This window comes from Paenibacillus sp. FSL P4-0081, from assembly GCF_000758565.1.
In the GTDB taxonomy this organism is placed as follows: domain Bacteria; phylum Bacillota; class Bacilli; order Paenibacillales; family Paenibacillaceae; genus Paenibacillus_AQ; species Paenibacillus_AQ phytohabitans.
This window is the reverse complement of the sequence record NZ_CP009280.1, coordinates 2,623,181-2,645,227: the sequence shown is the minus strand read 5'-3', so window position 1 is coordinate 2,645,227 and position 22,047 is coordinate 2,623,181. Positions and strand designations below refer to the sequence as shown.

The 22,047-nt window shown below is 51.5% G+C and carries 17 protein-coding genes, 2 tRNA genes and 1 pseudogene; 4 read left to right on the top strand and 16 right to left on the bottom strand.

All coding sequences use genetic code 11. The annotated features are described in order from the left end of the window. Positions 1-114 precede the first annotated feature (114 nt). The 3 genes and pseudogenes from P40081_RS11120 to P40081_RS39305 form a co-directional block, all read left to right on the top strand. A complete protein-coding gene (locus P40081_RS11120) occupies positions 115-678 on the top strand; it encodes a hypothetical protein (RefSeq protein WP_042135460.1) in 564 nt (187 codons plus the stop codon). 52 nt (positions 679-730) lie between these two features. Then, positions 731-2,059 (top strand): TerD family protein, encoded by a 1,329-nt coding sequence (locus tag P40081_RS11115; protein WP_042135457.1) that lies wholly within the window; start codon positions 731-733, stop codon positions 2,057-2,059. A gap of 381 nt (positions 2,060-2,440) precedes the next feature. Next, a pseudogene (locus tag P40081_RS39305) lies at positions 2,441-2,692 on the top strand (transcriptional regulator); the annotation flags it as partial. Between the two features lie 251 nt (positions 2,693-2,943). Here the strand turns inward: P40081_RS39305 and P40081_RS11105 are convergent. From P40081_RS11105 to nrdR, 6 genes are all read right to left on the bottom strand, one after another. Next, the gene (locus P40081_RS11105; RefSeq protein WP_042135455.1) at positions 2,944-3,399 is read right to left on the bottom strand and encodes a DoxX family protein; all 456 of its coding nucleotides are present in this window, start codon (positions 3,397-3,399) and stop codon (positions 2,944-2,946) included. Positions 3,400-3,419: 20 nt separating this feature from the next. After that, the gene (locus tag P40081_RS11100) at positions 3,420-4,013 is read right to left on the bottom strand and encodes a TetR/AcrR family transcriptional regulator (RefSeq protein ID WP_042135453.1); all 594 of its coding nucleotides are present in this window, start codon (positions 4,011-4,013) and stop codon (positions 3,420-3,422) included. Positions 4,014-4,176: 163 nt separating this feature from the next. Beyond that, positions 4,177-4,725 carry a GNAT family N-acetyltransferase gene (locus P40081_RS11095; protein WP_042135450.1) on the bottom strand — a complete coding sequence of 183 codons (549 nt, stop codon included), beginning with the start codon at positions 4,723-4,725 and terminating at the stop codon, positions 4,177-4,179. Between the two features lie 618 nt (positions 4,726-5,343). Then, positions 5,344-5,416, bottom strand: a tRNA-Lys gene (locus P40081_RS11090). 6 nt (positions 5,417-5,422) lie between these two features. Then, positions 5,423-5,498 (bottom strand) — tRNA-Ala (locus P40081_RS11085). A gap of 246 nt (positions 5,499-5,744) precedes the next feature. Further along, positions 5,745-6,221 carry a transcriptional regulator NrdR gene (nrdR, locus tag P40081_RS11080; RefSeq protein ID WP_039305242.1) on the bottom strand — a complete coding sequence of 159 codons (477 nt, stop codon included), beginning with the start codon at positions 6,219-6,221 and terminating at the stop codon, positions 5,745-5,747. Between the two features lie 163 nt (positions 6,222-6,384). On the opposite strand from nrdR, the gene P40081_RS11075 reads away from it, so the two are divergent. Continuing rightward, positions 6,385-6,603 carry an alpha/beta-type small acid-soluble spore protein gene (locus P40081_RS11075; protein WP_039305013.1) on the top strand — a complete coding sequence of 73 codons (219 nt, stop codon included), beginning with the start codon at positions 6,385-6,387 and terminating at the stop codon, positions 6,601-6,603. Positions 6,604-6,702: 99 nt separating this feature from the next. Here P40081_RS11075 and P40081_RS11070 read toward each other — a convergent pair whose 3' ends face one another. The 10 genes from P40081_RS11070 to P40081_RS37400 all read right to left on the bottom strand — a co-directional run bounded on the left by P40081_RS11070 (position 6,703) and on the right by P40081_RS37400 (position 22,038). Further along, positions 6,703-7,266: a lytic transglycosylase domain-containing protein gene (locus tag P40081_RS11070; RefSeq protein ID WP_042140956.1), complete on the bottom strand. Its 564-nt coding sequence runs from the start codon at positions 7,264-7,266 to the stop codon at positions 6,703-6,705. Continuing rightward, complete coding sequence (gene coaE / locus P40081_RS11065) at positions 7,266-7,862, bottom strand: dephospho-CoA kinase (RefSeq protein WP_042135448.1); 597 nt, start codon at positions 7,860-7,862, stop codon at positions 7,266-7,268. Before coaE ends, P40081_RS11070 begins: the two co-directional genes overlap by 1 nt. A gap of 9 nt (positions 7,863-7,871) precedes the next feature. Then, positions 7,872-8,600: a manganese efflux pump gene (locus P40081_RS11060; RefSeq protein ID WP_042135446.1), complete on the bottom strand. Its 729-nt coding sequence runs from the start codon at positions 8,598-8,600 to the stop codon at positions 7,872-7,874. A gap of 184 nt (positions 8,601-8,784) precedes the next feature. Further along, positions 8,785-9,627 carry a DNA-formamidopyrimidine glycosylase gene (gene mutM / locus P40081_RS11055; protein WP_042135444.1) on the bottom strand — a complete coding sequence of 281 codons (843 nt, stop codon included), beginning with the start codon at positions 9,625-9,627 and terminating at the stop codon, positions 8,785-8,787. 51 nt (positions 9,628-9,678) lie between these two features. Beyond that, positions 9,679-12,351 (bottom strand): DNA polymerase I, encoded by a 2,673-nt coding sequence (polA, locus tag P40081_RS11050; RefSeq protein WP_042135442.1) that lies wholly within the window; start codon positions 12,349-12,351, stop codon positions 9,679-9,681. A 229-nt stretch (positions 12,352-12,580) separates the two neighbouring features. Beyond that, on the bottom strand, positions 12,581-13,240 hold the full coding sequence (gene phoU / locus P40081_RS11045; RefSeq protein WP_039304983.1) for a phosphate signaling complex protein PhoU: 660 nt from the start codon (positions 13,238-13,240) through the stop codon (positions 12,581-12,583). Between the two features lie 122 nt (positions 13,241-13,362). Continuing rightward, positions 13,363-14,118: a phosphate ABC transporter ATP-binding protein PstB gene (pstB, locus tag P40081_RS11040; RefSeq protein WP_039304980.1), complete on the bottom strand. Its 756-nt coding sequence runs from the start codon at positions 14,116-14,118 to the stop codon at positions 13,363-13,365. A gap of 139 nt (positions 14,119-14,257) precedes the next feature. After that, a complete protein-coding gene (locus P40081_RS11035; protein ID WP_039304977.1) occupies positions 14,258-14,986 on the bottom strand; it encodes a response regulator transcription factor in 729 nt (242 codons plus the stop codon). A gap of 196 nt (positions 14,987-15,182) precedes the next feature. Continuing rightward, positions 15,183-16,976 (bottom strand): two-component system histidine kinase PnpS, encoded by a 1,794-nt coding sequence (gene pnpS / locus P40081_RS11030; RefSeq protein ID WP_042135439.1) that lies wholly within the window; start codon positions 16,974-16,976, stop codon positions 15,183-15,185. Positions 16,977-18,222: 1,246 nt separating this feature from the next. Next, complete coding sequence (locus P40081_RS37400; protein WP_052421762.1) at positions 18,223-22,038, bottom strand: carbohydrate binding domain-containing protein; 3,816 nt, start codon at positions 22,036-22,038, stop codon at positions 18,223-18,225. Positions 22,039-22,047 lie beyond the last annotated feature (9 nt).

The window sequence follows — 22,047 nt, the reverse complement described above, 5'->3', positions numbered from 1 at the left end:
CTCACTACTAAACTACTAAATCTGATATAAATAATCAACCGTGCTCTCCCAAGATTCCCCATCTTCTGCTATGCTAATAGAAATCCCAATAAGAAGCAGGAGGCACGAACTTGAATGGATGCATTTCAATATGAGCTTACTTCAGAGACTACAATTAATCTGAAATATGAGTATGGAGGCGAGTACTTCACGTTCAGCCTGTACCGGGATGACAGAGGCTGGGTGCTTCACCCCTTTGACGGCATTCTGCTGAGGAATCCGGCAATGTGCTCTCTTGTCGCCCAAGAGCTGTTCAAGCACAAGCCTTTTCAGGTCATGCTGGCAAAAGAGGGAATTCTTTTCACCGATATACGTTCCACTGTTAACCTCGATAATGTGAACACTCCGGTTGCCGCGCGCAATGAGCGGGAGTCCTACGATAACCCGGCTGATGACCTGATGGAATTTGTTCAGCAGCACTCGGTGGAAGAGGTCATTGATTACGAATGTAGTCTCGTCGAGAACCGCATCTCCTTTTATAGAGAAATCCTGCAGCGGATGTTTATGGACAATCTGGGCCCCTCGGATCCGGAATTCCAAAAGGTGCAGGATATTGTACGTATCTACGAACATTCTTTAGATAAGCTATCCAGTCTGAATGGTCCGAACCTCGATGCCGGAAGACGCGGCAGATTCTAAGCTCCTTCACGTATTCATTCAATTCTACTAATCTTATGAAAGGCTGGTTCCAATGACCGCTCAGCTGATAAAGGGACAAAAATGCAACTTAACAAAAGATACGCCTCTCCTTACCCGTATCATCGTCGGAATGGGCTGGCACAATACGGGCTCTGCGGTTGAGGTTGATTTTTCCGCCTTTTTGCTTACGCCATCCCAGAGCGTCTCAAAAGATGAGGACCTAATTTTTTATGGCAACCCTTCTACTCCGGACCAATCTGTATGTGTATTGCAGTCTGATAAAAAAGCCTACGCAGGGTTAACCGATAACACACAAATCGCTGTCAGTCTCAGTCAGATTCCTGCAGAATACGAGCGGATTGCATTTGCACTAACGATCTATGAGGCGGAGAAGCGGCAGCACAGCTTCTCGCTGCTGGACGATGCATATTTACGGATCATCAATGCTGCTGATGGAACTGAGCTTCTCCGCTACAGGCTGGGTAAAGCGTTCACTGTAGAGACCGCGATTGTCGCCGGAGAAATCTACAGATACCAGAATGAATGGAAATTCAGCGCAGTGGGTTCCGGATATGCAGGCGGTTTAGCTGCCCTATGCCAAAGTTATGGGATTCGGGTCAATGACATTCTGCCGTCTGTTCAGAACGCCAGCCGGGTCGTTCAGCCGCAGCAGTCTCCCCTTATTCTCCCTGAGCTGAGGTCACGGCCTAAACCGGCGGGTAATTTGCCTCCTTCTTCACCAGCTTCACCTCCAGCATCGCCAGCAGCACCGCCAGCCCCTCCATTAAATCCGGGTACCCTCCTGCTCAAGAAACGCGGGGAGCGGATCAATCTGCAGAAAGGGGCAGGATCACTAGGCGAGATTCTGATTAACCTGAACTGGGTGCAGACCCAATCATCCGGCTGGTTCGGCAGCAAAGGTATCGATCTTGATCTCGGTTGTCTGTTTGAATTAAAAAACGGGCTTAAGGGCTCTGTCCAGGCACTCGGTGAGTCCTTCGGCAGCTTGAACAGGCCGCCCTACATTTCCCTGGACGGGGATGACCGCACCGGATCGATCGCCACAGGTGAGAATCTGCGGATTAACGGCCATTATCTTTCCGAGATCAGCCGGATTGTTGTCTTTGCCTTTATCTATGAGGGAATCACGAACTGGTCGCAGGCTGACGCCCGTGTGACTATCAGGCAGCAGAACGGGCCTGAGATCGAGGTCCGGCTGGATGAGCATAACAATAATAAGGGAATGTGTGCCATCGCCATGATTCGTAATCAGCAGGACGAGACCTTCAGCGTGGAGCGGCTCGTAGAATATTTCGCCGGACACGAGGAATTAGATCAGCACTATAACTGGAATCTGAGATGGGAAGCCGGGAGCAAATAGAGGGGCTCGGTTGCGGACCAGAGAGTTCTTATTTCCTTGAGAAACCCTGTTTCGTATTTCTTACGGACACAGATGTACTTATTTGCAGATATTCGGGTGAAATATTGCCAGATGCCATGGGATAAGTACCGTATGGTCCGTTAGCTCGGCAAAATATGCTGATTATCAAAAAGGCAATTCGATAATTCAGCTTACTACACACTCCTACGAAATAAATTGAATTCACTTTTCACTTCGCGTTATAATAGAAGACATAGGTTTTGAAGCACACGCCGCTTTTAATGCTCTCCCCCATCCGAGACTGATTTAAGGAAGAGGTGAGTATTAAGGCGGCTTTTTGGCGAGGGAAAATAGCGCTCAAGGAGGAGCACCGCGAAAAACAATCTTGAGAATGAAAGTAACCACTGGCGAAAGGAGTTACTCGGTAAAGGATTAGGCCATGGAACCGTTGAGTTCCTCCGCACAGTATGGTTTCCGGCAATCGGGAATCTGGATCATTTGTTTCCGGAATGGGAAGTGCGCGACTTCAATAACGGGTACCGACATTTGGATTTGGCTTATATGCCTGGAGGTGTAAAGGGCGGAATTGAGATTCAGGGCTATAGACCTCATGCCAGGGATCTTGATGTTAGATTGGATATCGCAAGCGGCGGGCAGCATGCTAAATTGCCTGATAATTTGATCTGTTCTTATAACGATCTTTAGGGGAGGAATGGTTGCCTGGCGTCAAAACTAGGGAATGGTTTATAAATAATAGTGTTGTATGCAACAACAAATGGCACTATGTCGCTCCGGTCGTGGCAGGTAGAGGCGTGTGAGTGGGCGGGCAAGAGGTGCAGCAGCTTAATTTGTTGCTTGTAGCGGATGGCTGAGTGTTCCCCCCGCTAACCGGGTAGATAGAACACTGGGGAGGCAAGCAGTACTGCAGTGATAAATATGATCTGAATTCCTATGCGCACCGGCAATTTCGGCACAGGCTTGCCGCCGGTTGTCAACTTGTTGCGGGCGGCATAGATATTGGCGGGGAGCATTGCGATAAGAAGCAAAACGAGGCACACTGAAGCATCTGGTGAGAAAGCGGGCAGAAGGATACCGATAGCTCCGGCAATTTCCAAGATCCCGGTAACCGTCACAATCCATTCTTTCTGCGGAAAAGCAGGCGGCACCATTCCTACCAAATCAGACCGCCGCCGCCCCCAATGAGCAGAAGCACCCATTAGGAGCATTATGGATACTGCCCATTGAATGGAGGTATGCCAGTCATTCCAATAAGTCACGCCCAGGAAACCAACCACCCGAAACAGCAAAAAGGATAAGATGAGCGTTATAAAAGGAACCATTTCATAATCCTCCCTTAACTTTATTTTTTTAGAATTCCTGCCATAAAGTCCGATACCTCTTTCGCTGCAACAGACTTAGATGATGGGCGCAGGGATGCCCGCACACGCAGACCCAGTGACAGCAGTACGAACAATTCCGCCGTCTCATCAGGGTTCACGTTTTCTTTGATCACCCCGTGCCTTTGACCCGTTGTAATCCACTGCCTGGAGACTGATACCGACCGCTCATGAAAATGCGCAAGGACTTCCGCTACCGCCGGTTCATTCTCCTTGCCCAGCAAGTATAGAAGAACCTTATTGGTCGCTTCATGGCTGTCTTCCAATCCTGCAAGGCTCCTGGAGATGGCCAGCATCGGCCCGTCGAATGTTTTGTTAAGGCCGCCTGCCACTTCTTCCTCAAAACGTTCATTCACAGCTTCAAGCCGCTCCTCCAGCACCCAGGCAAAAATCTCATCCTTACTTTTTACATAATGGAATATTGCACCCTTCGATAATTGCGATTGCTCCATGATGTCCTTTAAGGTGATCGCATGGCAGCTTTTATCCCGCAACAATTCCTTGGTTGCATCCAGTAGTTGCCGGATGGTCTGCTTCCGGCGATCTGAGTTCTTCATGGCGATTCTCCTCCTTCGTTCTGCTTTGACTTTAATTTATCATGATTATACATACCGACCATCGGTTTGTAAATAGAAAAGGGGGCTCAGATACCCGAGACAAATAAAAAAGAACAGCAGCTCTGCCGTTCTTGGGGATAATCAAGCCATTCTACTCTCAGGCCTAATCTGTATATCTCGCCATTATATATGTACTGTAATATTTGCCGTCTGACAGGATACGGTCCTTCTTCAGTATCCCTTCAACTTCAAAACCAAGGCTTTGGTACAAGCGGATAGCCTTCTCATTGGTTTCCAGAACGCCGCTTAGAATGATTTTGGTTATTCCGTTTGCGTCAGCCCAGGAAATGGACGCCTGCAAAAGGTTTGCGCCTACTCCGAAGCCCCAATATTGTTTCAAGACTCCTACCCCAAATTCCACCTTGTGCTTAAACCGCTGAAGATCATGTCCTTCACACCGGGAATAGCCAATGATTCTGCCGTCCGCTTCCGCAACCAGACATATATTCCGCGAATGGTTCGTATCCCTCTCAATAATTGTTTCAAATCCGGCTTCATCAATAAAAGCTTCTCCCGGCACCCGGTCCATATGCTCGGTCTCCCCGTCAACCTGAAGCCTTACCCCGGACAGAGACTTCGCATCTGCCTTAACTGCTGAACGGATCGTGTAGTTTAAACCTTTGACAAGGTATTCCTGATTATCAATGATCATGGAACTACTCCCTTCTTAAAGAATCATTGACTAGCCGCGAAGAGTACACTGCGTGGAAACTATCCTTGAGTAAAGGCTGGTGCACCCCAGCCCCTCTTCATCAAATCGCAATTTGAAAATGAATGGGCTATCCAATCGTGATCTATTCGTTAGTAATTTGTATCGTTTCATCGGTGATTGTTCTCCCATCGCTCCCTAATGCTTGGATGGCAATTCGATGATTAATGACATCCCAGATATATTCCAGGTTAGATTCCAACCATCTTCTCCATTTATATCGTAACCGACAAGTTCTCTCTCTCCCCAAGCTTCTGTGCCCGTTGGGACCGCCAAAAAAAGAATCGTTTCAACGTTTGTAGCATTTACGGAAACATCCAGTTCGCCGCTGTTCTTCGGAACTATGTACCAACTATCTTTTTTGGGGAAATTAGTTTCAACATTCGATATTCCAGGTGTAGTATCACCCGCCTGGGAAGAGATGCTCCCTTGATTTATAGAAAAGTCCCCGGAAGAACATGCTGTAAGAACGAATAGATAATTTTTGATATCCGTCTACAGCTATATATATGGTATGAAGAAACCAAAAAAAAAAACGGCATCTCTGCCGTTTCTTTAGGATGGACTCTCAGGGGCTCGAACCCTGGACAAATAGATTAAGAGTCTACTGCTCTACCAACTGAGCTAAGAGTCCGTAGTATGGTGGAGAATAGGGGGCTCGAACCCCTGACCTCATCGCTGCCAGCGATGCGCTCTCCCAGCTGAGCTAATTCCCCATACGCTTGATTTCGAATCACATTATGTATTCTGAAATCCATTTTGAGCGGTTCGCTCAAGTCGCTTTCAAGTTGTTATGTTTCGTAGGCGACTTCTATATAATACAGAAATTCAGCATCAGTGTCAACACTTTTATAAAATTAATTAATTTCTATGCAGAGGCGCTTCACACAGAGGCCAGCCTCACAATATCAAGGCTAGCCCCTTTATGCCAGGAATGGCACATTACCTCTTCACAAAGCCTCCTACAGCCCGTCCAGCTCCTCAGTCCCCTTAGAGAGCAGTCCCTTCAGTTCCTTCATAAACATGTTGATGTCCTTGAACTGACGGTACACGGACGCGAAGCGGACGTAAGCTACCTCGTCTACAGGATAGAGCTGCTCCATGACCAACTCGCCGATCTGGCGGCTCTCGATCTCGGCCAGGGCGATGCCGCGCAGGCTTTTCTCAACCTCGGATACGATGACTTCCAGACGCTCTACAGAAACGGGACGTTTCTCACAGGCGCGGATGAGGCCACGGAGGATTTTGTCACGGCTGAACTCTTCGCGGCTGCCGTCTTTTTTGATGACAATCAGCGGGGTCTCTTCAATCATTTCGAAGGTGGTGAAGCGGCGGCTGCACAGTTCGCATTCGCGCCTGCGGCGGATTGACTTATTCTCATTGGCTGGACGGGAGTCAAGCACTTTGGTATTGGTGTGATCACAGTAAGGGCATTTCATAAGCTTCATCACTTCCTCATAGTAAGAATGGGTATGCCCCGCTCCTGAAAACCCAGGCTACACGGGGATATGTTAATTTCCAGAAATCACCGTTTATTTGTTGTTATGAATATGGCAAGTCCGGCACATAATACAGTTACCAACCGATAGGAGGTGAACAGCAATGAGCCAAAACAACAGCTCCAATAACCTGGTAGCTCCAAATTCACGCGGTGCCTTGGAACAACTGAAATTCGAAGTTGCCCAAGAACTAGGTATCACCCTCTCCCCAGATGGATACCAAGGCAATAAAACTTCTTACGAAAACGGTTCGATCGGTGGTTACATCACTAAACGTCTTGTAACCCTGGCTGAACAGCAATTGGCAGGTCAATACAAATAACCTGTCTCCATAAGCTTGCCTAAAGAAGTATTGAACGGCCTCCGGGCCGTTTGATGCTTCTTTTTATGTCGGCACAAATGCAATATTTAAAGCAGAGCCTCAGAATTCACTGTAGAGCTCCGTGTATTGGTCATAATAATAAATGACGCGCTGTACATAATGACGGGTCTCGCCGAACGGGATATCCTTCACAGACGCTTCTGTTCCGTCCCACCGGCCTTCATCCAGCCAGCTCTGTACTTTGCCGGGTCCGGCATTATAGGCGGCTATAACCGCTGTCCGGTTGCCGTCAAACTGCCGCGAAAGCGTAGACAAATACCAGGTGCCCAGTTCGATATTGGAGGATGGCTCTTCTTTTAGCCGCTCAAGAGACACATCGGGAAGCTTGGCCTTTTCCAGCGCCCACTTGGCGGTATCCGGCATCAGCTGCATCAGTCCGAGTGCACCCTTTTTGGATTCGCGTCCGGTCTTGAAATTGGTCTCAACGCGGATAATTGACGCCACCAGGAACGGGTCCATCTCATAAGTAAGGCTGTGTTTGCGGATCTCATCTTTATAATGTATCGGATAAAACCACGACATCCAATTGGTACCCAGGAACAGGATCGCTGTAAAGCCGATAAACAGCAGCAGCAGTACTCTTTTTTTGCGCAGCCACTTCATCATGAGAGGCCCAGCCTGTCCCACAGGCCGGCAACCTGCCGCTCCGTAGCTCCGGGATCACCGCTGTTGTCGATCACATAGTCGGCTTTCCTGCGCTTCAGTTCGATGTCCATTTGCGACTTCAGCCGGTTCTCGGCTTGTTCCAGCGTCATTCCGTTCCGCGCCATGAGCCTGGCCAGTTGGACTCTGCGGGGCACATATACCACAATAATCTGATCGAATAAATTGTCCAGCTGTGATTCATAGAGCAGCGGAATATCCACAATAACCAGCCGTTGCGGATCTTCCTGATCTAACGCATACATACGGTCCTTAATTTCTGTGCGGATCGCCGGATGTGTCAGATTGTTCAAGGTCTGAAGTGCTTCCGGATCCCGGAAAACCATCTCCCCCAGCCTCGCCCGGTCCAGTGTTCCGTCCGGCTGCAGAATCGTCTCTCCAAAAGCCTGTACAGCAGCGGCCAGCACCGGATGTCCGGGGAGCATAACCTCTCTGGCGATGACGTCGGCATCCACCAGAGCAGCTCCCTTAGCGACAAACAGTGCGGACACGGTGCTTTTTCCGGAAGCAATCCCTCCGGTTAAGCCCATAATCATGTACTCACCTCATAATAGCTTCATTATACCCATTGCAATCAATAATAACGCCGGCAGAACAGCCGCATGCTTCATCCAGTAGCTGCCTGACAATCTTAGTCCTGTCTTCATCCCCAGCAGCAGGAAAGTTCCGCTGAACACAGCGATCATCAGCGAGGTCGACACCGGGCTGAACCCGAGCAGCGCAGCACCGAGACCGGCGCCGAAGGCATCCAGCGAGAGCGCAATGCCCAGGACCATAGCTTCCATGGAGGAAATACTCCCGGAAGCATCCATATCGGCGGAAGACGGGGTGCGGAGGATCTGAATGACTACTCCCAGATGCCGGAGCTCCAGTGAGAATACAGCCGGCTTCAGCACCTCTGCCTCTGCCTCAATCGCAGCGGCAGCAGCCGTCTCCAGCAAGGCTTGCCGGTCTGGCAACCCGTCTCCGGCTCCCAGCCCTGCTTCCCCCTGCTCCTTCTCTTTCTGTGTCAGCATCTGGAACAGCGACCAGCAGCCCATCAAGACGAGAATAACCGCTCCGATACTGGAAGCGGCATGCGGTGAGACCACCTTGGCCAGCAGCACGCCGACCTGCATAGACACACAAATGACTACCCCCGAACAGAGCGAGATAATCATAATTGAGAGCAAAGGAATTTTCATTTTACGCAGTCCATATGTAATGCCTACACCAAATCCGTCCAAACTAAGAGCAAACGCAAGCAGCAGCAATGACAACAATGGGCTCAGCACCCGCAATCCCTCCCGTGAAGAACCGGAACCTGGCGGCCTTGTCAGCCGGGTTCCGTTCGCCTTAATCAGCAATCTTCACACATTATATGGGCGGGACGGGCAGTGAGTGCCTGCCTTTTGATGAAGCATGGACAACACCGCTTAGAATCTCCTATGAATCCACTTCATAAGCCCGGCTGAATACTTACCTTATCTGCACCGGTACAGGCTGGCAGCTCGGACAATAATGCGTGCCCCGGCCGCCGACAACACTTTTCTCAATTAACGTTCCGCAGGTAGCACACGGCTGATCCTTGCGTCCGTATATGCGGTGCTGATCCTGGTAATTCCCGCTCTCTCCCTGGCCGTTGACATACGATTTCACTGAGGAGCCTCCCGCATTCACTGCCTCTGTCAAGGTTGCAACGATCGCATGATGCAGCCTGGCCAGATGGTCCTCGGAGAGAGAGTTTGCGGCTTCTTCCGGATGAATACCGGCACGGTGCAGGGATTCATCCACATAAATATTGCCGATACCGACAATATATTCCTGATTCAGCAGCAGCGGCTTAATTTTGGTGCTTCTCTTCGAGACAATCTGCTTGAAACGCTCCAGGGTGAACTCTGCATCCAGCGGTTCCTGTCCCAGCTTATTCAGCGGCTTCAGCAGCAGATCCTCACCCGGCTGGAACAGATGCATCGTTCCGAACTGGCGCACATCGGTATAACGCAGCTCCGTACCATCGGTGAAATGGAAAATCACATGAGTATGCTTGTCCAGCGGCTCGCCCTCCCGGTAAACACCGTAACGGCCCTCCATCCGCAGATGGGAGACCATCACAAGTCCATCGAAGACGAACCGCAGGAACTTGCCTCTGCGCTCAACCGTTACTACGCTATGGCCTGCCAGCATATGGGCAAAAGCCTTAATATCATCCGGCCGCTGAATAATCCGCGGCAGCCGGACGGTGACATGCTCTATCTGCTTGCCTGTAATTAAATCATTAAGTGTTCTTCTGACTGTTTCGACTTCCGGCAGTTCCGGCATAATGGCTCACCTCCATTCCATTATACCGGATATCCAGCGGATGCGGGGAGCCTATTTCGCTTCATACCAGTTACTGCCAAAACTTACCTCTGCCTTCAAGGGAACGGACAGCTTCAGCGCTCCGGCCATAACCTCCGGCAGCAACTGCTTCATCTGCTCCAGTTCATCTTCCGGCACCTCGAACACAAGCTCATCGTGCACCTGCAGCAGCATGCGGCTCTTCAGCCCGCGCTCGTACAGGGCCTTGTCCATGTGAACCATTGCCAGCTTGATAATATCGGCAGCCGTTCCCTGGATCGGCGTATTCATGGCGGTACGTTCGGCGAAAGAACGCAGATTGAAGTTCTTCGCATTGATCTCCGGCAGATAGCGTCGGCGCTCCAGCAATGTGGTCACATACCCCTGCTTGCGGGCCTCGACCACGATATCATCCATATAGCGGCGGACACCCTTGAACACTTCGAAATACTGTTCAATGAACTGGGCCGCTTCCTTGCGCGGAATGTTCAGGTTCTGTGACAGGCCATAATCACTGATGCCATACACAATCCCGAAGTTAACCGCCTTGGCAGAACGGCGCATATTGCTGTCCACCATATCGGCTGTAACGCCGAATACGTCCATAGCGGTCTTCGTGTGAATATCCATGTCTTCTACAAAAGCTTCCTTCATCCGCTCATCGCCGGAGATATGTGCCAGCACCCGCAGCTCAATCTGCGAGTAATCCGCCGCCAGAATCGACCAGCCGGGTTCGGAAGGCACGAACACCTTACGGATCTTGCGGCCTTCTTCCAGCCGGATCGGAATATTCTGCAGGTTCGGGAACTGGCTGCTGAGACGTCCCGTTGCGGCAATCGTCTGCCGGTAGAAAGTATGGACCTTGCCGGTCTCCGGCGAGATTTCCTTCAGCAGGCCTTCCACATAGGTGGATTGCAGCTTGGCAATGGAACGGTATTGCAGGATCAGGCGCACAGCGTCATGGTAAGGAGCCAGCTTCTCCAGTACCTCGGCATCGGTGGAATACCCGGTCTTCGTCTTCTTCACGACAGGCAGGCCGAGCTTCACGAACAGGATTTCCCCCAGCTGCTTCGGTGAATTGAGATTGAATTCTGTTCCGCAGATCGAATAGATTTCTCCTACCAGCCGGGAGATTTGTGCTTCGAATTCTTTGCCGAGCTCTATGAGGTCATCTTTGTTAACCGCAATGCCCTGCTTCTCCATATCGGCAAGAATCCGCGAGAGCGGCATTTCCAGATCCTGAAACAGTCCGGTCATCGCGGTCTCTTCCAGCTCCTCCTGCTGCTTCTGCACGATGCCGAGCACGGTTGCGCTCTTGCGGGCTACGTGATTTCCGAGAATCTCAAGCTCCGGTATTCTATATTTGGCCCCTTTGCCGAATACATCTTCATCAGGCGATAAGCGGGGCAGTCCGTATTTGCTCGTGAGGTCATTCAGATTCTGGTTCGCTTCCGTCGGGTCGAGCAGATATGCGGCAAGCTGGACATCATTAGCAGCTCCGGCAAAAGCAATCCCCTGCCAATGCAGCGCCAGATCGGCACGGTGCAGGTCATACCCGCTCTTCGGCGCTTTGTCATCGCCGAGCCAGTCCCGCAGCGGCGCCGCTGCGGCGCTCTTCAGCAGGGCAAACGGCACGAAGTAGTGCTGATCCGGCGAAGACAGCCCGAGACCAATGACCTCTGCACGGTGCGGATTCTCACCATTCGATTCCACATGCAGCGCCGAAATGCCCGGCAGCGCAGCAATCAGGTCAGCCAATCCGGCTTCATCCACTATAGTGATATTAAGCGCTGCCGCTTCCACCGCTGCTGGATCTGAACTGCTGCCATCGGCCGCATGCGAATAAGCGCTCAGTGACAGGCGTTCGAGCAGGGATTTGAATTCGAGCTTAGCGAGTGCAGGACCAGCCGTATCCGTATTGATACCGCTGAAGACCATATCCTCCCAGGCATGCGCCAGCGGAACTTCGCGGTAGATCGTCGCCAGCTTCTTGCTCATGATGGCGCTGTCAGCATGCTCCTCCAGCTTTTCCTTCATTTTGCCCTTCAGCTCACCGGTTCCGGCCAGTACCCCTTCTACTGACCCGAACTGCTGGAGCAGCTTGAGCGCTGTCTTCTCCCCTACTCCCGGCACACCGGGAATATTGTCACTGGCATCGCCCATCAGCCCTTTCAGATCGATGATCTGCTCCGGGGTAAGATCATATTTGTCCCGGATCTGCTGCGGCCCGTACAGCTCTACTTCCGTGACGCCCTTACGGACCAGCGCGACGGTTGTATGCTCTGACGCCAGCTGCAGCATGTCCTTATCCCCGGACACAATCATCACCTGCCGCCCTGCGGCATCCGCCTCGCGGGAGATGGTGCCGATAATATCGTCAGCTTCATAGCCGCCGATCTCAAACTGTGGCACCCCTAATCCCTGCAGCAATTCCTTCAGCAGCGGGAACTGTTCGGACAATTCCGGCGGAGTTTTTTGGCGTCCGCCCTTATAGTCTTCATACCCTTCATGCCGGAAGGTAATCTTCCCGGCGTCGAAGGCCACAATCATATGACTCGGCTTATGCTCTTCAATCAAACGCAGAAGCATCGTCGTGAAACCGTACACCGCATTCGTCTGCTGTCCTGCTGTATTCGTCAGCGGCGGCATCGCGAAAAACGCCCGGTAAATGATATTATTTCCATCAATCAGTATCAGCTTGTCCACTCTAGCACCTCGCCTTTATCTTGCTTACTTCTTATATAGTACCATATGCCCCGCACCAAGTTGAAACATAAGGATGATTGATTTTAGTGAAGCCTATTCATGAAGCCCGCCGGATTCACGCGGGGTCTGCAGCTTATGGCATCCTAAGCAGGATTTCCAATCAGACGGCGCTTTAAAACAAAAAAGGCAAGCCTCCGGGGATGAAGGCTTGCTGTCGTGCCTTATGCTTTTATTGATTCAGATCCGGACGTTTGCCCGTTACAAGATAAACTACGCTCTCGCCAATGTTGGTCGCATGATCTGCGATACGCTCAATATAACGGCCAACCAGCGTAAGCAGCATCGCCTGATTAACCGACTCGGGCTTCTGAACCATGTAAGTGTACAGTTCATTAATCATTGCACTGTACAGCCCGTCGACCTGATCGTCGTCCTGCGCCATTTTGTAGGCCAGATCCGTATTCTCATCCAGATAGGACTGAATTGCCTCTGAGATCATTACCGTAACAATCTCGGCCATCCGCGGAATATCCACAAGCGGTTTAATCAGCTGCTGCCCTTGGATCCGCATCGTTACCTTAGCCACATCCAGTGCCAGATCGCCCATACGTTCGAGGTCACTGGAGATTTTGAAGGCTACAATGATGCGGCGCAGATCCTTGGCTACCGGCTGCTGGGTGATGATCAGCCGTGAGCCGATCTCCATAATCCGGTCTTCCATCGCATTCAGCCGTAAATCGTTCTTAACAATTTCCTGTGCCCGCACGGTGTCCAGATTCTGCAAAGCGAGTACTGCACCCTCCAGCGCATCCGTAACATGCTCGCCCATCTGCTCCAGCAGATTGCGCAGCTCTTCCAGATCTTTATCGAATTCTTTTCTGCGAATCATATTGAAAACGATCCTCCTCAAAAACATATGGTCATATAGAGTGAACTTAAGAAACCGCCGTCCCTCTTCTTAAGTTCAGCTTATACCGCTGATTTCCTTCCGGGAACGGTTTCCTCTCCCGCTTAACCGAAGCGTCCGGATATATAATCTTCAGTGCGGGAGTCTTTGGGATTCGAGAACAGCAGTTCCGTATCCTGAGCCTCCACGATAACGCCGTTCAGGAAAAATACTGTGCGCCCCGACACCCGGGCGGCCTGATGCATATTATGCGTGACCATTACAATCGTATACTTATCCCGCAGCTCCTGTACCAGCTCCTCAATCTTCAGCGTGGACACCGGATCAAGTGCGGAGGTGGCCTCGTCCATCAGCAGAATATCCGGCTGTACGGCAAGGGCTCTGGCGATGCAGAGACGCTGCTGCTGGCCACCGGACAAGCTGAGTGCAGACTTTTTGAGGAAATCCTTCACTTCCTCCCAGAGTGCGGATTGGCGCAGGCTTTGCTCCACAATGACATCAAGCTCGGCTTTGCCCTTCACCCCATGGAGGCGCGGACCATAAGCTACATTGTCATAAATCGACTTGGGAAAAGGATTGGGCTGCTGGAACACCATACCTACCTGCTTGCGCAGACTTTCCACTTCAATCTCGTCGCTGTAAATATTTTTACCGCCGATGTTTACTGTTCCTTCAATACGCGTTCCGGGAATCATGTCGTTCATTCGGTTTAGGGTACGCAGCAGCGTGGACTTTCCGCAGCCGGAAGGACCGATAAAAGCGGTAACCTGTTTCTCCGGAATTTGCAGATCCACATTCTTCAGCGCGTGAAATGACTCATAGTAGAGATCTAGTTTCTCTATGTCAATGATGGATTTCATTAGTTTCTGTTGTCTCCTTCTCATCATCTTCGTTCCCCATGATAAGCTTTCAGTGTAAATAGAGCTCCAGAGAATTGTTAACGCTGTGTAAAATCAAAATTCAGCAGGACAGGTGTATCTGAAAAAGAACACCGCCATATCAAATGACTGGTGTTCTCTTCTTGTTCACGACCAGCTTATAGCCGACCCCGCGGATGGAATCAATATGCACGGATTCAGGATCAAGCTCAAGCTTCTTGCGCAGCGAGCTGACATGAACGTCTACAGTACGCTGGCCGCCGATATAATCGAAACCCCAGACCGCATTCATCAGATCATCACGCGTCAGAACCACACCCGGCTTCCGGGCCAGATACAGCAGGACTTCAAACTCCTTGGGACGCAGATTAATGCTCTGTCCGCCCAGAGAGACTTCATAACGTTCCGGGTAGATTTCCAGCTGTCCCAGGATAATGGTCGAAGCAGATACCGCCGTTTCCGGTGGGGCTTCCTCGGCAAGACCGGATATCCGGCGCAGGACCGCGCTGACACGGGCCAGTAATTCGGAGACGCCAAACGGCTTGGTTATGTAATCGTCGGCCCCGGATTTCAGGCCCCGGACTACATCCTCTTCGGCATTCTTGGCCGTCAGCACTATGACCGGTGTACGTATACCCTGTCCACGCAATTTATCCAGAATGTCAATGCCGTTCATGCCGGGCAGCATAAGATCCAGTACGATTAAATCAAAAGGTTCTCTAGTCGCACGGTCATATCCTGCCGTTCCATGATCCTCCACCGTCACTTCATAGCCTTCCTGTGTCAAATTATAAGACAGCAGCCGGGCCAGTGTCGGTTCGTCTTCAATGACAAGCAATCGTTGTGCCATAGGTTCCCCCGTCTTTTCATAGGTTATTAAATTTACAAAACTGCACACATGCACATCATAGCACCACAATGTTAACTTGGTGTAAAATTACGAATTTAATATTACCCCTTTGCCAGCATACAATCAAATCAGGACATACGCCCTATCCACGGGCTAAAGAAGGATGTCCTGCCAGAATTGAATCGTTGCTTGCAGGTTACTCGTTCTCTTCCTGCAGCAGCGGAAGTTCCAGGATAAAAGAGCTGCCGATGCCCAGATCGCTCTCTACCGTAATTGATCCTCTGTGCAGCTCTACCAGATGCTTCACGATGGACAAGCCCAGGCCGGTTCCGCCGGAGCTTCTGGAGCGGGCTTTGTCCACCCGGTAGAAGCGCTCGAAGATCCGCGGCAGATCCTTGCGCGGAATCCCCATGCCCGTATCGCTCACGGTAAAGCGCACACTCTCCGTTCCGTCTGCCTTTTGAACGTTGGCTACGGTTACCCTTACATTTCCCCCGTCCTGCGTGTAGTTAATCGCATTCGAGAGCAGATTCATGAAGATCTGGCGCAGCTTGTCTTCATCCCCCTCGATAAACAGCTCCGCAGGTACATCCGAGCTCAAGGTGATCTTCTTTTTCTCCGCCACCTTGCTGAGTGTTTCCAGCACAGAATCGAAGAACTCGATCAAATGAACCGGCGAGCAGTCCAGCTGGACGCGTTTGGATTCGATTTTGGACAATTCCAGAATATCTCCAATCAGGCGGTTGAGCCGTTCGTTCTCATCATAAATAATCTGCAGGAACGAACGTGCGGTCTTCTCATCCGTAACGCCTCCGCCGAGCAGGGTTTCGGCGAAGCCTTTTACCGCAGCTACCGGTGTCTTCAGCTCATGGGAGACATTCGCGACGAATTCGCTGCGCATTTTCTCCAGACGGCGGATTTCCGTCACCTCCTGCAGCAGGAACAGCATTCCCCGGGTGGAGCCGTCCTGAATCATCGGCACTCCGTCCAGGCGTACAATCCGCTCCACCGGATTATAGATAATACGCTCTTCATGGACCGGTTCATTACGGGATACGCCTTCTTCAATCAGCCGGGTCAGCTCATAATGATGTTTGATTTCTTTGTAGGAATGCCCGGTCATCTCGCTGTTCTTCACATCAAGGAGCCGTTCTGCCGCACGGTTGAGCAGGGCAATCTCCCCTTCGGCGTTAATCATCACGATCCCGCCGGTCATATTATCGAGTACGCTTTGCAGCAGATCCTCGTTGTCGCGGATGGTCTTCAATTGGGCCTGCAGACTGTCTGCCATCGCGTTGATCGCTGTTGCCAGCTGGCCGATCTCGTCCTTGCGCTTCATCGGCACACGGGCATCGTAATCCAGATCGGTGATACGCCGCGCGACTCTGGTAATCTGCTCAAGTGGCGAGGTCATGCTGGAGGCTACCTTATAGCTCACAAAAGTGGCCGCAATAAACAGCAGCACGAGTCCCCCAGCCATAATCATCCACGCCCGGTTCAGTCCTTCCGTCACTGCATCCAGTCCCATGGAGAGCCGGATATATCCGTCGAAGCCCTGGTCAGAGACTACCGCACCAGCTACATAGAGCATTTCGCGGTCCAGCGTATCACTGTAGCGGATTGCCCGGCCAATCCCTTCTTTCGCGGCGAGCAGCTCCTCTTCCCGGGTAGAGTGGTTGTCCATTTCCAGCGGATTGCGCTCCGAATCGCCAATCACCCGGCCTTCCTTCGTAATGAAGGTGATGCGCGATCCTGTCAGTGTGGATATCGTCCGGGCCTGGTCTGTATAGTAATCCATGGCGTCCGGACTGTGCATATCCTTGAACGTAAACGTGCCGGAGAGCAGATTTATTTCCCGGGACATGTTTTCTTCCAGTACGGAAATATGTGAGTCCTTAAACAGCTGGGCCATAGTAATGCCAGCCCCGGTCATGGATATCCCGATCAGGGCCATGAGTATGAATGTAAGCCGAACGCGGAACGGTTTCATCAGTAGTAGTCCTCTTTCTTATCATTGTGTCCTTGTGAACATCCTACCTCCATTTTCGGCAAAATACCAGATCCGGCGGCGATTATCAACGGAGTGTAAAATGGGTTGCATGAACAGATATTATAGTCTTGGAGTAAAAGCTGCTTTAGCACTTGGATGGACGCTCCGCAAACGGACCGTTGTTCTGATCGGAGTAGGAGCAACGTTAGAACTCGCTGTGGACGCTCCTCCGATCGGAGTAGGAGCAATGTTAGAACTTGCTGTGGACGCTCCGCAAATGGACCGTTGTTCCGATCGCTGTTGTTCCCGGATTTTATTTATTCTCCTTAGCGGTGAAAATCCGTGAACAAAGGCGAACGCTATCGCTTCTCCACAATCAGTCCGTCCGCTCCGCTGTTTAAGAGGGGGAAGTTACGGCAAACCTGTAGACCCTTGAAAGCTTCAGCCTCAACACCTCAACACCTCAACACCTCAACCCTTAACCCTCCAACCCTCCAACCCTCCAACCCTCCAACCCTCCAACCCTCCACCCCTCAACCATCAACCATCAACCATCAACCCTCAACCCTTAACCCTCCAACCCTCCATCCCTCCAACCCTCCAACCCTCCAACCCTCCAACCCTCCAACCCTCCAACCCTCCAATCCTCAACCATCAACCATCAACCCTCCAATCCTTAATCCCCCCATAAAATAATAGAAGACAAGAAATCACCCCTTTTAAATGGCTGGCCCACACACCATTTAAAAGGAGCGATTCTTTTAACACACATTATAGTCTATAGATCAATATTCTTCCTTTAACTGTTATTAATCAGCAACAAATACCGATGCAACCGCTTATTGTAGCTCAGACCAGAAAGGTTTTTATAAAATCCTGCATAAAATACAACATTTTCTTCATTATATTGGCCCAAATTCAAAATTGTTGTACCAAATGCAGCATTTTCTCTTTTACAAGAGGTTTAACGGGAGGATTGTTGTATTTCGTACAACAATCCTTCCGCACATCCAGATATCTAGGGATCAAAGTTGTAAAACGTACAACAATTATGCCTGCAGAGCTTCTTCAGAGTCTCAATTCTGCCGGTAACTAATCAGGTGTGAAGAGAGAAATGAATTATTGCGCTAATCCCACCAGCGATTACTGGAAACTTGTGGGATTGTTAACTAAAGTGTAGTTAGGATAGATCATATCCGCTTCTAATAGATGAACCAACTTTTGGTGTAAGCACGGAATGCGTCCATTACTGATCCTTCCAGCGCTGAACGGTCAGCGTGACGGTCTGTGCACCGCCCGCCGGAGTTAGCGACCTGTTCGCAATATCCGCCCCGCCGGATGCTGTCTCTACCGAAGCCCAGCTACCGCGCGTCAGCTTATACGTCACTGCTGTTCCTGCCGGAAGGCTCACGGTGATGGAGTATATACCATCGCTGCCTTTAGTCAGCAAGTACGCCGGATCTGCTGCATTCCACCTGTTGAAAGACCCCGTTAGATAGACTGGCCCGGATGCTGGTGTAGAACCCGGAACGGTCACTCTGAAGGTTACGCTGTCTGCCTGCGGCTCTCCGGTGCTAAGACTTCCGCCAGTCAGACTCGAGCTGCCAACATTAAAGTGATAATTGCTGCCGCCTTTATTATCCCAGGTTCCGCTGCCGTTATTAAAAGCTGCAGTAAGGCCTGTTGCAGTTCCGAGCTGGATGGTAATCGCCTTGTAACCGCTAAATGCGGATGCCTGCATCTGCACGCCCGGCGAGGTGGTCCAGACCGTCGCCCCATCCAGCTTGTAATGAATATACGAATTGCTGTAGGCTGAATTCTTGTAATAGATCGTGGCCGTATTGCCCACCGGCGTGGCGGTTGGCATCGGAGTCGCTGTCGGCGTAGCCGTCGGTGCCACTGTCGGCGTAGCCGTTGGCACCGCTGTAGGCGTAGCCGTCGGTGCCGCTGTAGGCGTAGCCGTCGGTGCCACTGTCGGCGTAGCCGTTGGCGCCACTGTCGGCGTAGCCGTTGGCGCCACTGTCGGCGCCGCTGTAGGCGTAGCCGTTGGCGTCGCGGTCGGCGTAGCCGTCGGAACAGCCGGGGCGCCCGCCTGGATTTGCCCGGTAGGGGTATAGGTCCAGGTGCCGGTGCCGAACAGATAATTGCTGCCGCCGTTGCTGTCCCAGGTACCGCTGCCGTTATTGAAGCAGGCTTCAAGCTGGGTGGCTGCACCGATATTTATCGTGATTTTGTTATAGCCTGCCACTTCAGCCGCAGGAATCGCTACGCCCGGCGCCGTCGTCCAGGTGCCCGCAGCCGGACGGTAGTGAATGTACGGTGTGGTGTAGCCCTTCTTGTAATAGATCGTCACATTATTCCCCGCCGGAGTTGTGGCCACTGCTGCTGCACTCAGTCCGGACAGATTGCCCGAAGCGTCATACGCTTTGACCTTGTATTCATATGTCGTAGAGGAGGACAAGCCGCTGTCTGTATAAGAAGCAGACGGTGATGTACCGATCTTAATGCCATCGCGGTAGACCTCGTACCCTGTCACACGGATATTATCGGTAGCTGCATTCCATGTCAGCAAGGCCGAGGAGGCATTGACCACAGCTGCCTGAAGATTAGCCGGCACAGACGGGGCTTCCGTGTCCGGAACTGCAGGCACATCGGTAATAAACGGATGCGTTCCCTCAACGGTTCCCTGCATGCTCTCGGTATATTTTCCGTTTGCCAATGTGTATTTGCCGGCTCCGACATAGACCTGCTGGATATCGCTTTTCGTTACATTACCCTTAGCGTCTGTGGCTTCAATATAGTAGTCCACCAGCTGGTCACGATAATCCGAGATATAACTGAAATACAGATTGCCGATGTCCGTAGCCGGAACCTTCTGCATGATGGCCTTGCTGCTTGGCTGCCAGTCGACCCCGTTGATATCGGTGCTGAGGTCGCGGACCGTCATCGGGTATTCCGTCCAGGCACCAACCTTGGCAGGGTCAATATTGGATATTCCTGCTGCGGCCAGACCCGCCGGGTCATAGACCTTAAAAGTATTGTCCGCAGCATCTGCCGTCTTGTCGCGGTGTGCCCGGACCTTCACCTTGATATCGCTGATACCGCTGGTGTCGAAGGCGTAGGTATAAATGGAGAACACATTATTGAAATGCTGCAGCGTCCAGCCCTCCGCCTTGCTGACATTCGCGCTGCCCGGATTGTACGGGTAACGCTGCGGCCACCATACGGAGGGGCCGGTTTTGTCTTTGGCCAGCTTTTGCGTAACATAAGGCTTGGAGAAATACAGCGATTGATTGAAGGACAGTGCCGGCTTCACGCTGTCATCCACATTCTCATCGTAATACCCGAAGCCGGAGTCCATCGCCGGGAGCAGGAAATACCAGGCTAATTCAGCCGGATTGGCGCCGCCGGCATAATCGCTTGCGGTGTTCCCTTTGACCGGATAAGAGATCATCCAAGGGTTGAGCTGATTGCCCTCGTAAGTCACCTCGCGGTCAATCGGATTGACCGGCTTCCAGTAATTCGGATGCTCATCCAGCCAGATCTGCTCGGCTGTCTTGGCATAATTCAGGGAAGCCTGCAGCAGGGCGAAGTTACGCTCCAGATAGTGGTACCCCTTCTCGAAGGATACGGTCATGCCTTCTTCGACACCGGACAGATTCTTCTTCGGCGCATAAGAGGTGCCGTTCACCTGATTGAAGCTGGCAAACTGGCCTTTCCAGATGCCGAACGGCAGATGCCAGTGGTACCAGGTCGGATCGGAGGAGGAATCCCGGGTATCAATCCATGAGCCGTCCTGAACATGGACTACATCGGAGGCGGCTGGTGTATTATTGCGCAGATACTCGTCAATTCCCATACCGGTAACACCGCTGCTGGCATAGGTCACATTCCCGGCATTGCGCCAGGTCTCCTCGGAACCTGCCCGGCCCGAAGAATTATCCCCATCATGCGCGACTACAAAAATCTGCTTCTGCGCGACCAGATTCTCATACGGCTTAAGCACATCTGCTTTTACCTGGCCCAGATATCCTTCTTCCCATGACTGCGCCTGTGCAACCGGAACGCCGACCACTTTGGATTCTGCCCCGGTTGCCGGGTCCACATAACGGACCCAATGGGCTGTAGAGGCAAAAGGATACTTGTTATAGACAACCTGCTGTTCGTTGAACATCGGTTCATTCACCCAGGAGCCTACGGTGCTGACATTCTGCAGATCACTGCGGTTGGGCGGTGAGACCATCGTATCCGTGCCGGGACTGTTCAGCAGCGGATAGTCCTTAAGCGTACGGGAGAAATGGTTGTTGCCGATTACGGACCACTGAATGCCGAGCTTTTGCAGGACGGGAATTATCCGTTCAGAGAAACCCAGCTCTGTCGGGAAAAATCCCTTAGAGGACTTGTAGCTGCTTCCGAGAAAATAAGGCTGAGCCAATGTGGCTCCATGATAGATCATATCCTTGAGCAAATAGTCGTTGCCGACCAGCGGACCCATAGAGTGATGCCCGGAGAAATGGATCAGATCGAGCATGTTGCTGCCGTTTGTTGTTTTGAGCTGATCGACGGCGTTCTTCCAGGGAGTACCCCAAGCCGGATTATTGTATCCGCTTACATCACCTTGTTGAATAATACTATTGACATTGTTCACCACCGAGCCGGACATTGTAACATGCATCTGCGCCTGGGGATAATTGCTGTGCAGCGTGTTAGCCACGCTCCAGGGCCAGGTTAGATAGGCTCCTGTCTTCGCGTGATGTGAATAATAGGAGACCAGATCATCATGCGGCATCGGGGAACCGTTCGGCAAATAATAGGTATATCCCGCAGGAGGGTTCTGCTTCAACTGGATGACTTCACCATCATACGTATAGCGGATCGGACTTCCTGCCGGGGCAGCGTTATAGGAGTTCAAATCATAGTACGCCCAGAAATTCGGCATATGGTTATGGTACACATGCGTAGCGGCAATATCTGCCGAGACATTGGTGACTGTTGCCGGAACAATCAGAAGCATGCCCAGCAGCAGGGCTGTGATTTTGCGCCAATACCTGGATTTCTTCATCAGCAACCA

What these genes read in the sequence shown, in the direction of transcription:
- P40081_RS11120 (WP_042135460.1), top strand. Translation starts at nt 115, where the DNA reads ATGGATGCATTTCAATATGAGCTTACTTCAGAGACTACAATTAATCTG.
- P40081_RS11115 (WP_042135457.1), top strand. Translation starts at nt 731, where the DNA reads ATGACCGCTCAGCTGATAAAGGGACAAAAATGCAACTTAACAAAAGAT.
- P40081_RS11105 (WP_042135455.1), bottom strand. Translation starts at nt 3,399, where the DNA reads ATGGTTCCTTTTATAACGCTCATCTTATCCTTTTTGCTGTTTCGGGTG.
- P40081_RS11100 (WP_042135453.1), bottom strand. Translation starts at nt 4,013, where the DNA reads ATGAAGAACTCAGATCGCCGGAAGCAGACCATCCGGCAACTACTGGAT.
- P40081_RS11095 (WP_042135450.1), bottom strand. Translation starts at nt 4,725, where the DNA reads ATGATCATTGATAATCAGGAATACCTTGTCAAAGGTTTAAACTACACG.
- nrdR (WP_039305242.1), bottom strand. Translation starts at nt 6,221, where the DNA reads ATGAAATGCCCTTACTGTGATCACACCAATACCAAAGTGCTTGACTCC.
- P40081_RS11075 (WP_039305013.1), top strand. Translation starts at nt 6,385, where the DNA reads ATGAGCCAAAACAACAGCTCCAATAACCTGGTAGCTCCAAATTCACGC.
- P40081_RS11070 (WP_042140956.1), bottom strand. Translation starts at nt 7,266, where the DNA reads ATGAAGTGGCTGCGCAAAAAAAGAGTACTGCTGCTGCTGTTTATCGGC.
- coaE (WP_042135448.1), bottom strand. Translation starts at nt 7,862, where the DNA reads ATGATTATGGGCTTAACCGGAGGGATTGCTTCCGGAAAAAGCACCGTG.
- mutM (WP_042135444.1), bottom strand. Translation starts at nt 9,627, where the DNA reads ATGCCGGAACTGCCGGAAGTCGAAACAGTCAGAAGAACACTTAATGAT.
- phoU (WP_039304983.1), bottom strand. Translation starts at nt 13,240, where the DNA reads ATGATTCGCAGAAAAGAATTCGATAAAGATCTGGAAGAGCTGCGCAAT.
- pstB (WP_039304980.1), bottom strand. Translation starts at nt 14,118, where the DNA reads ATGAAATCCATCATTGACATAGAGAAACTAGATCTCTACTATGAGTCA.
- P40081_RS11035 (WP_039304977.1), bottom strand. Translation starts at nt 14,986, where the DNA reads ATGGCACAACGATTGCTTGTCATTGAAGACGAACCGACACTGGCCCGG.
- pnpS (WP_042135439.1), bottom strand. Translation starts at nt 16,976, where the DNA reads ATGAAACCGTTCCGCGTTCGGCTTACATTCATACTCATGGCCCTGATC.
- P40081_RS37400 (WP_052421762.1), bottom strand. Translation starts at nt 22,038, where the DNA reads ATGAAGAAATCCAGGTATTGGCGCAAAATCACAGCCCTGCTGCTGGGC.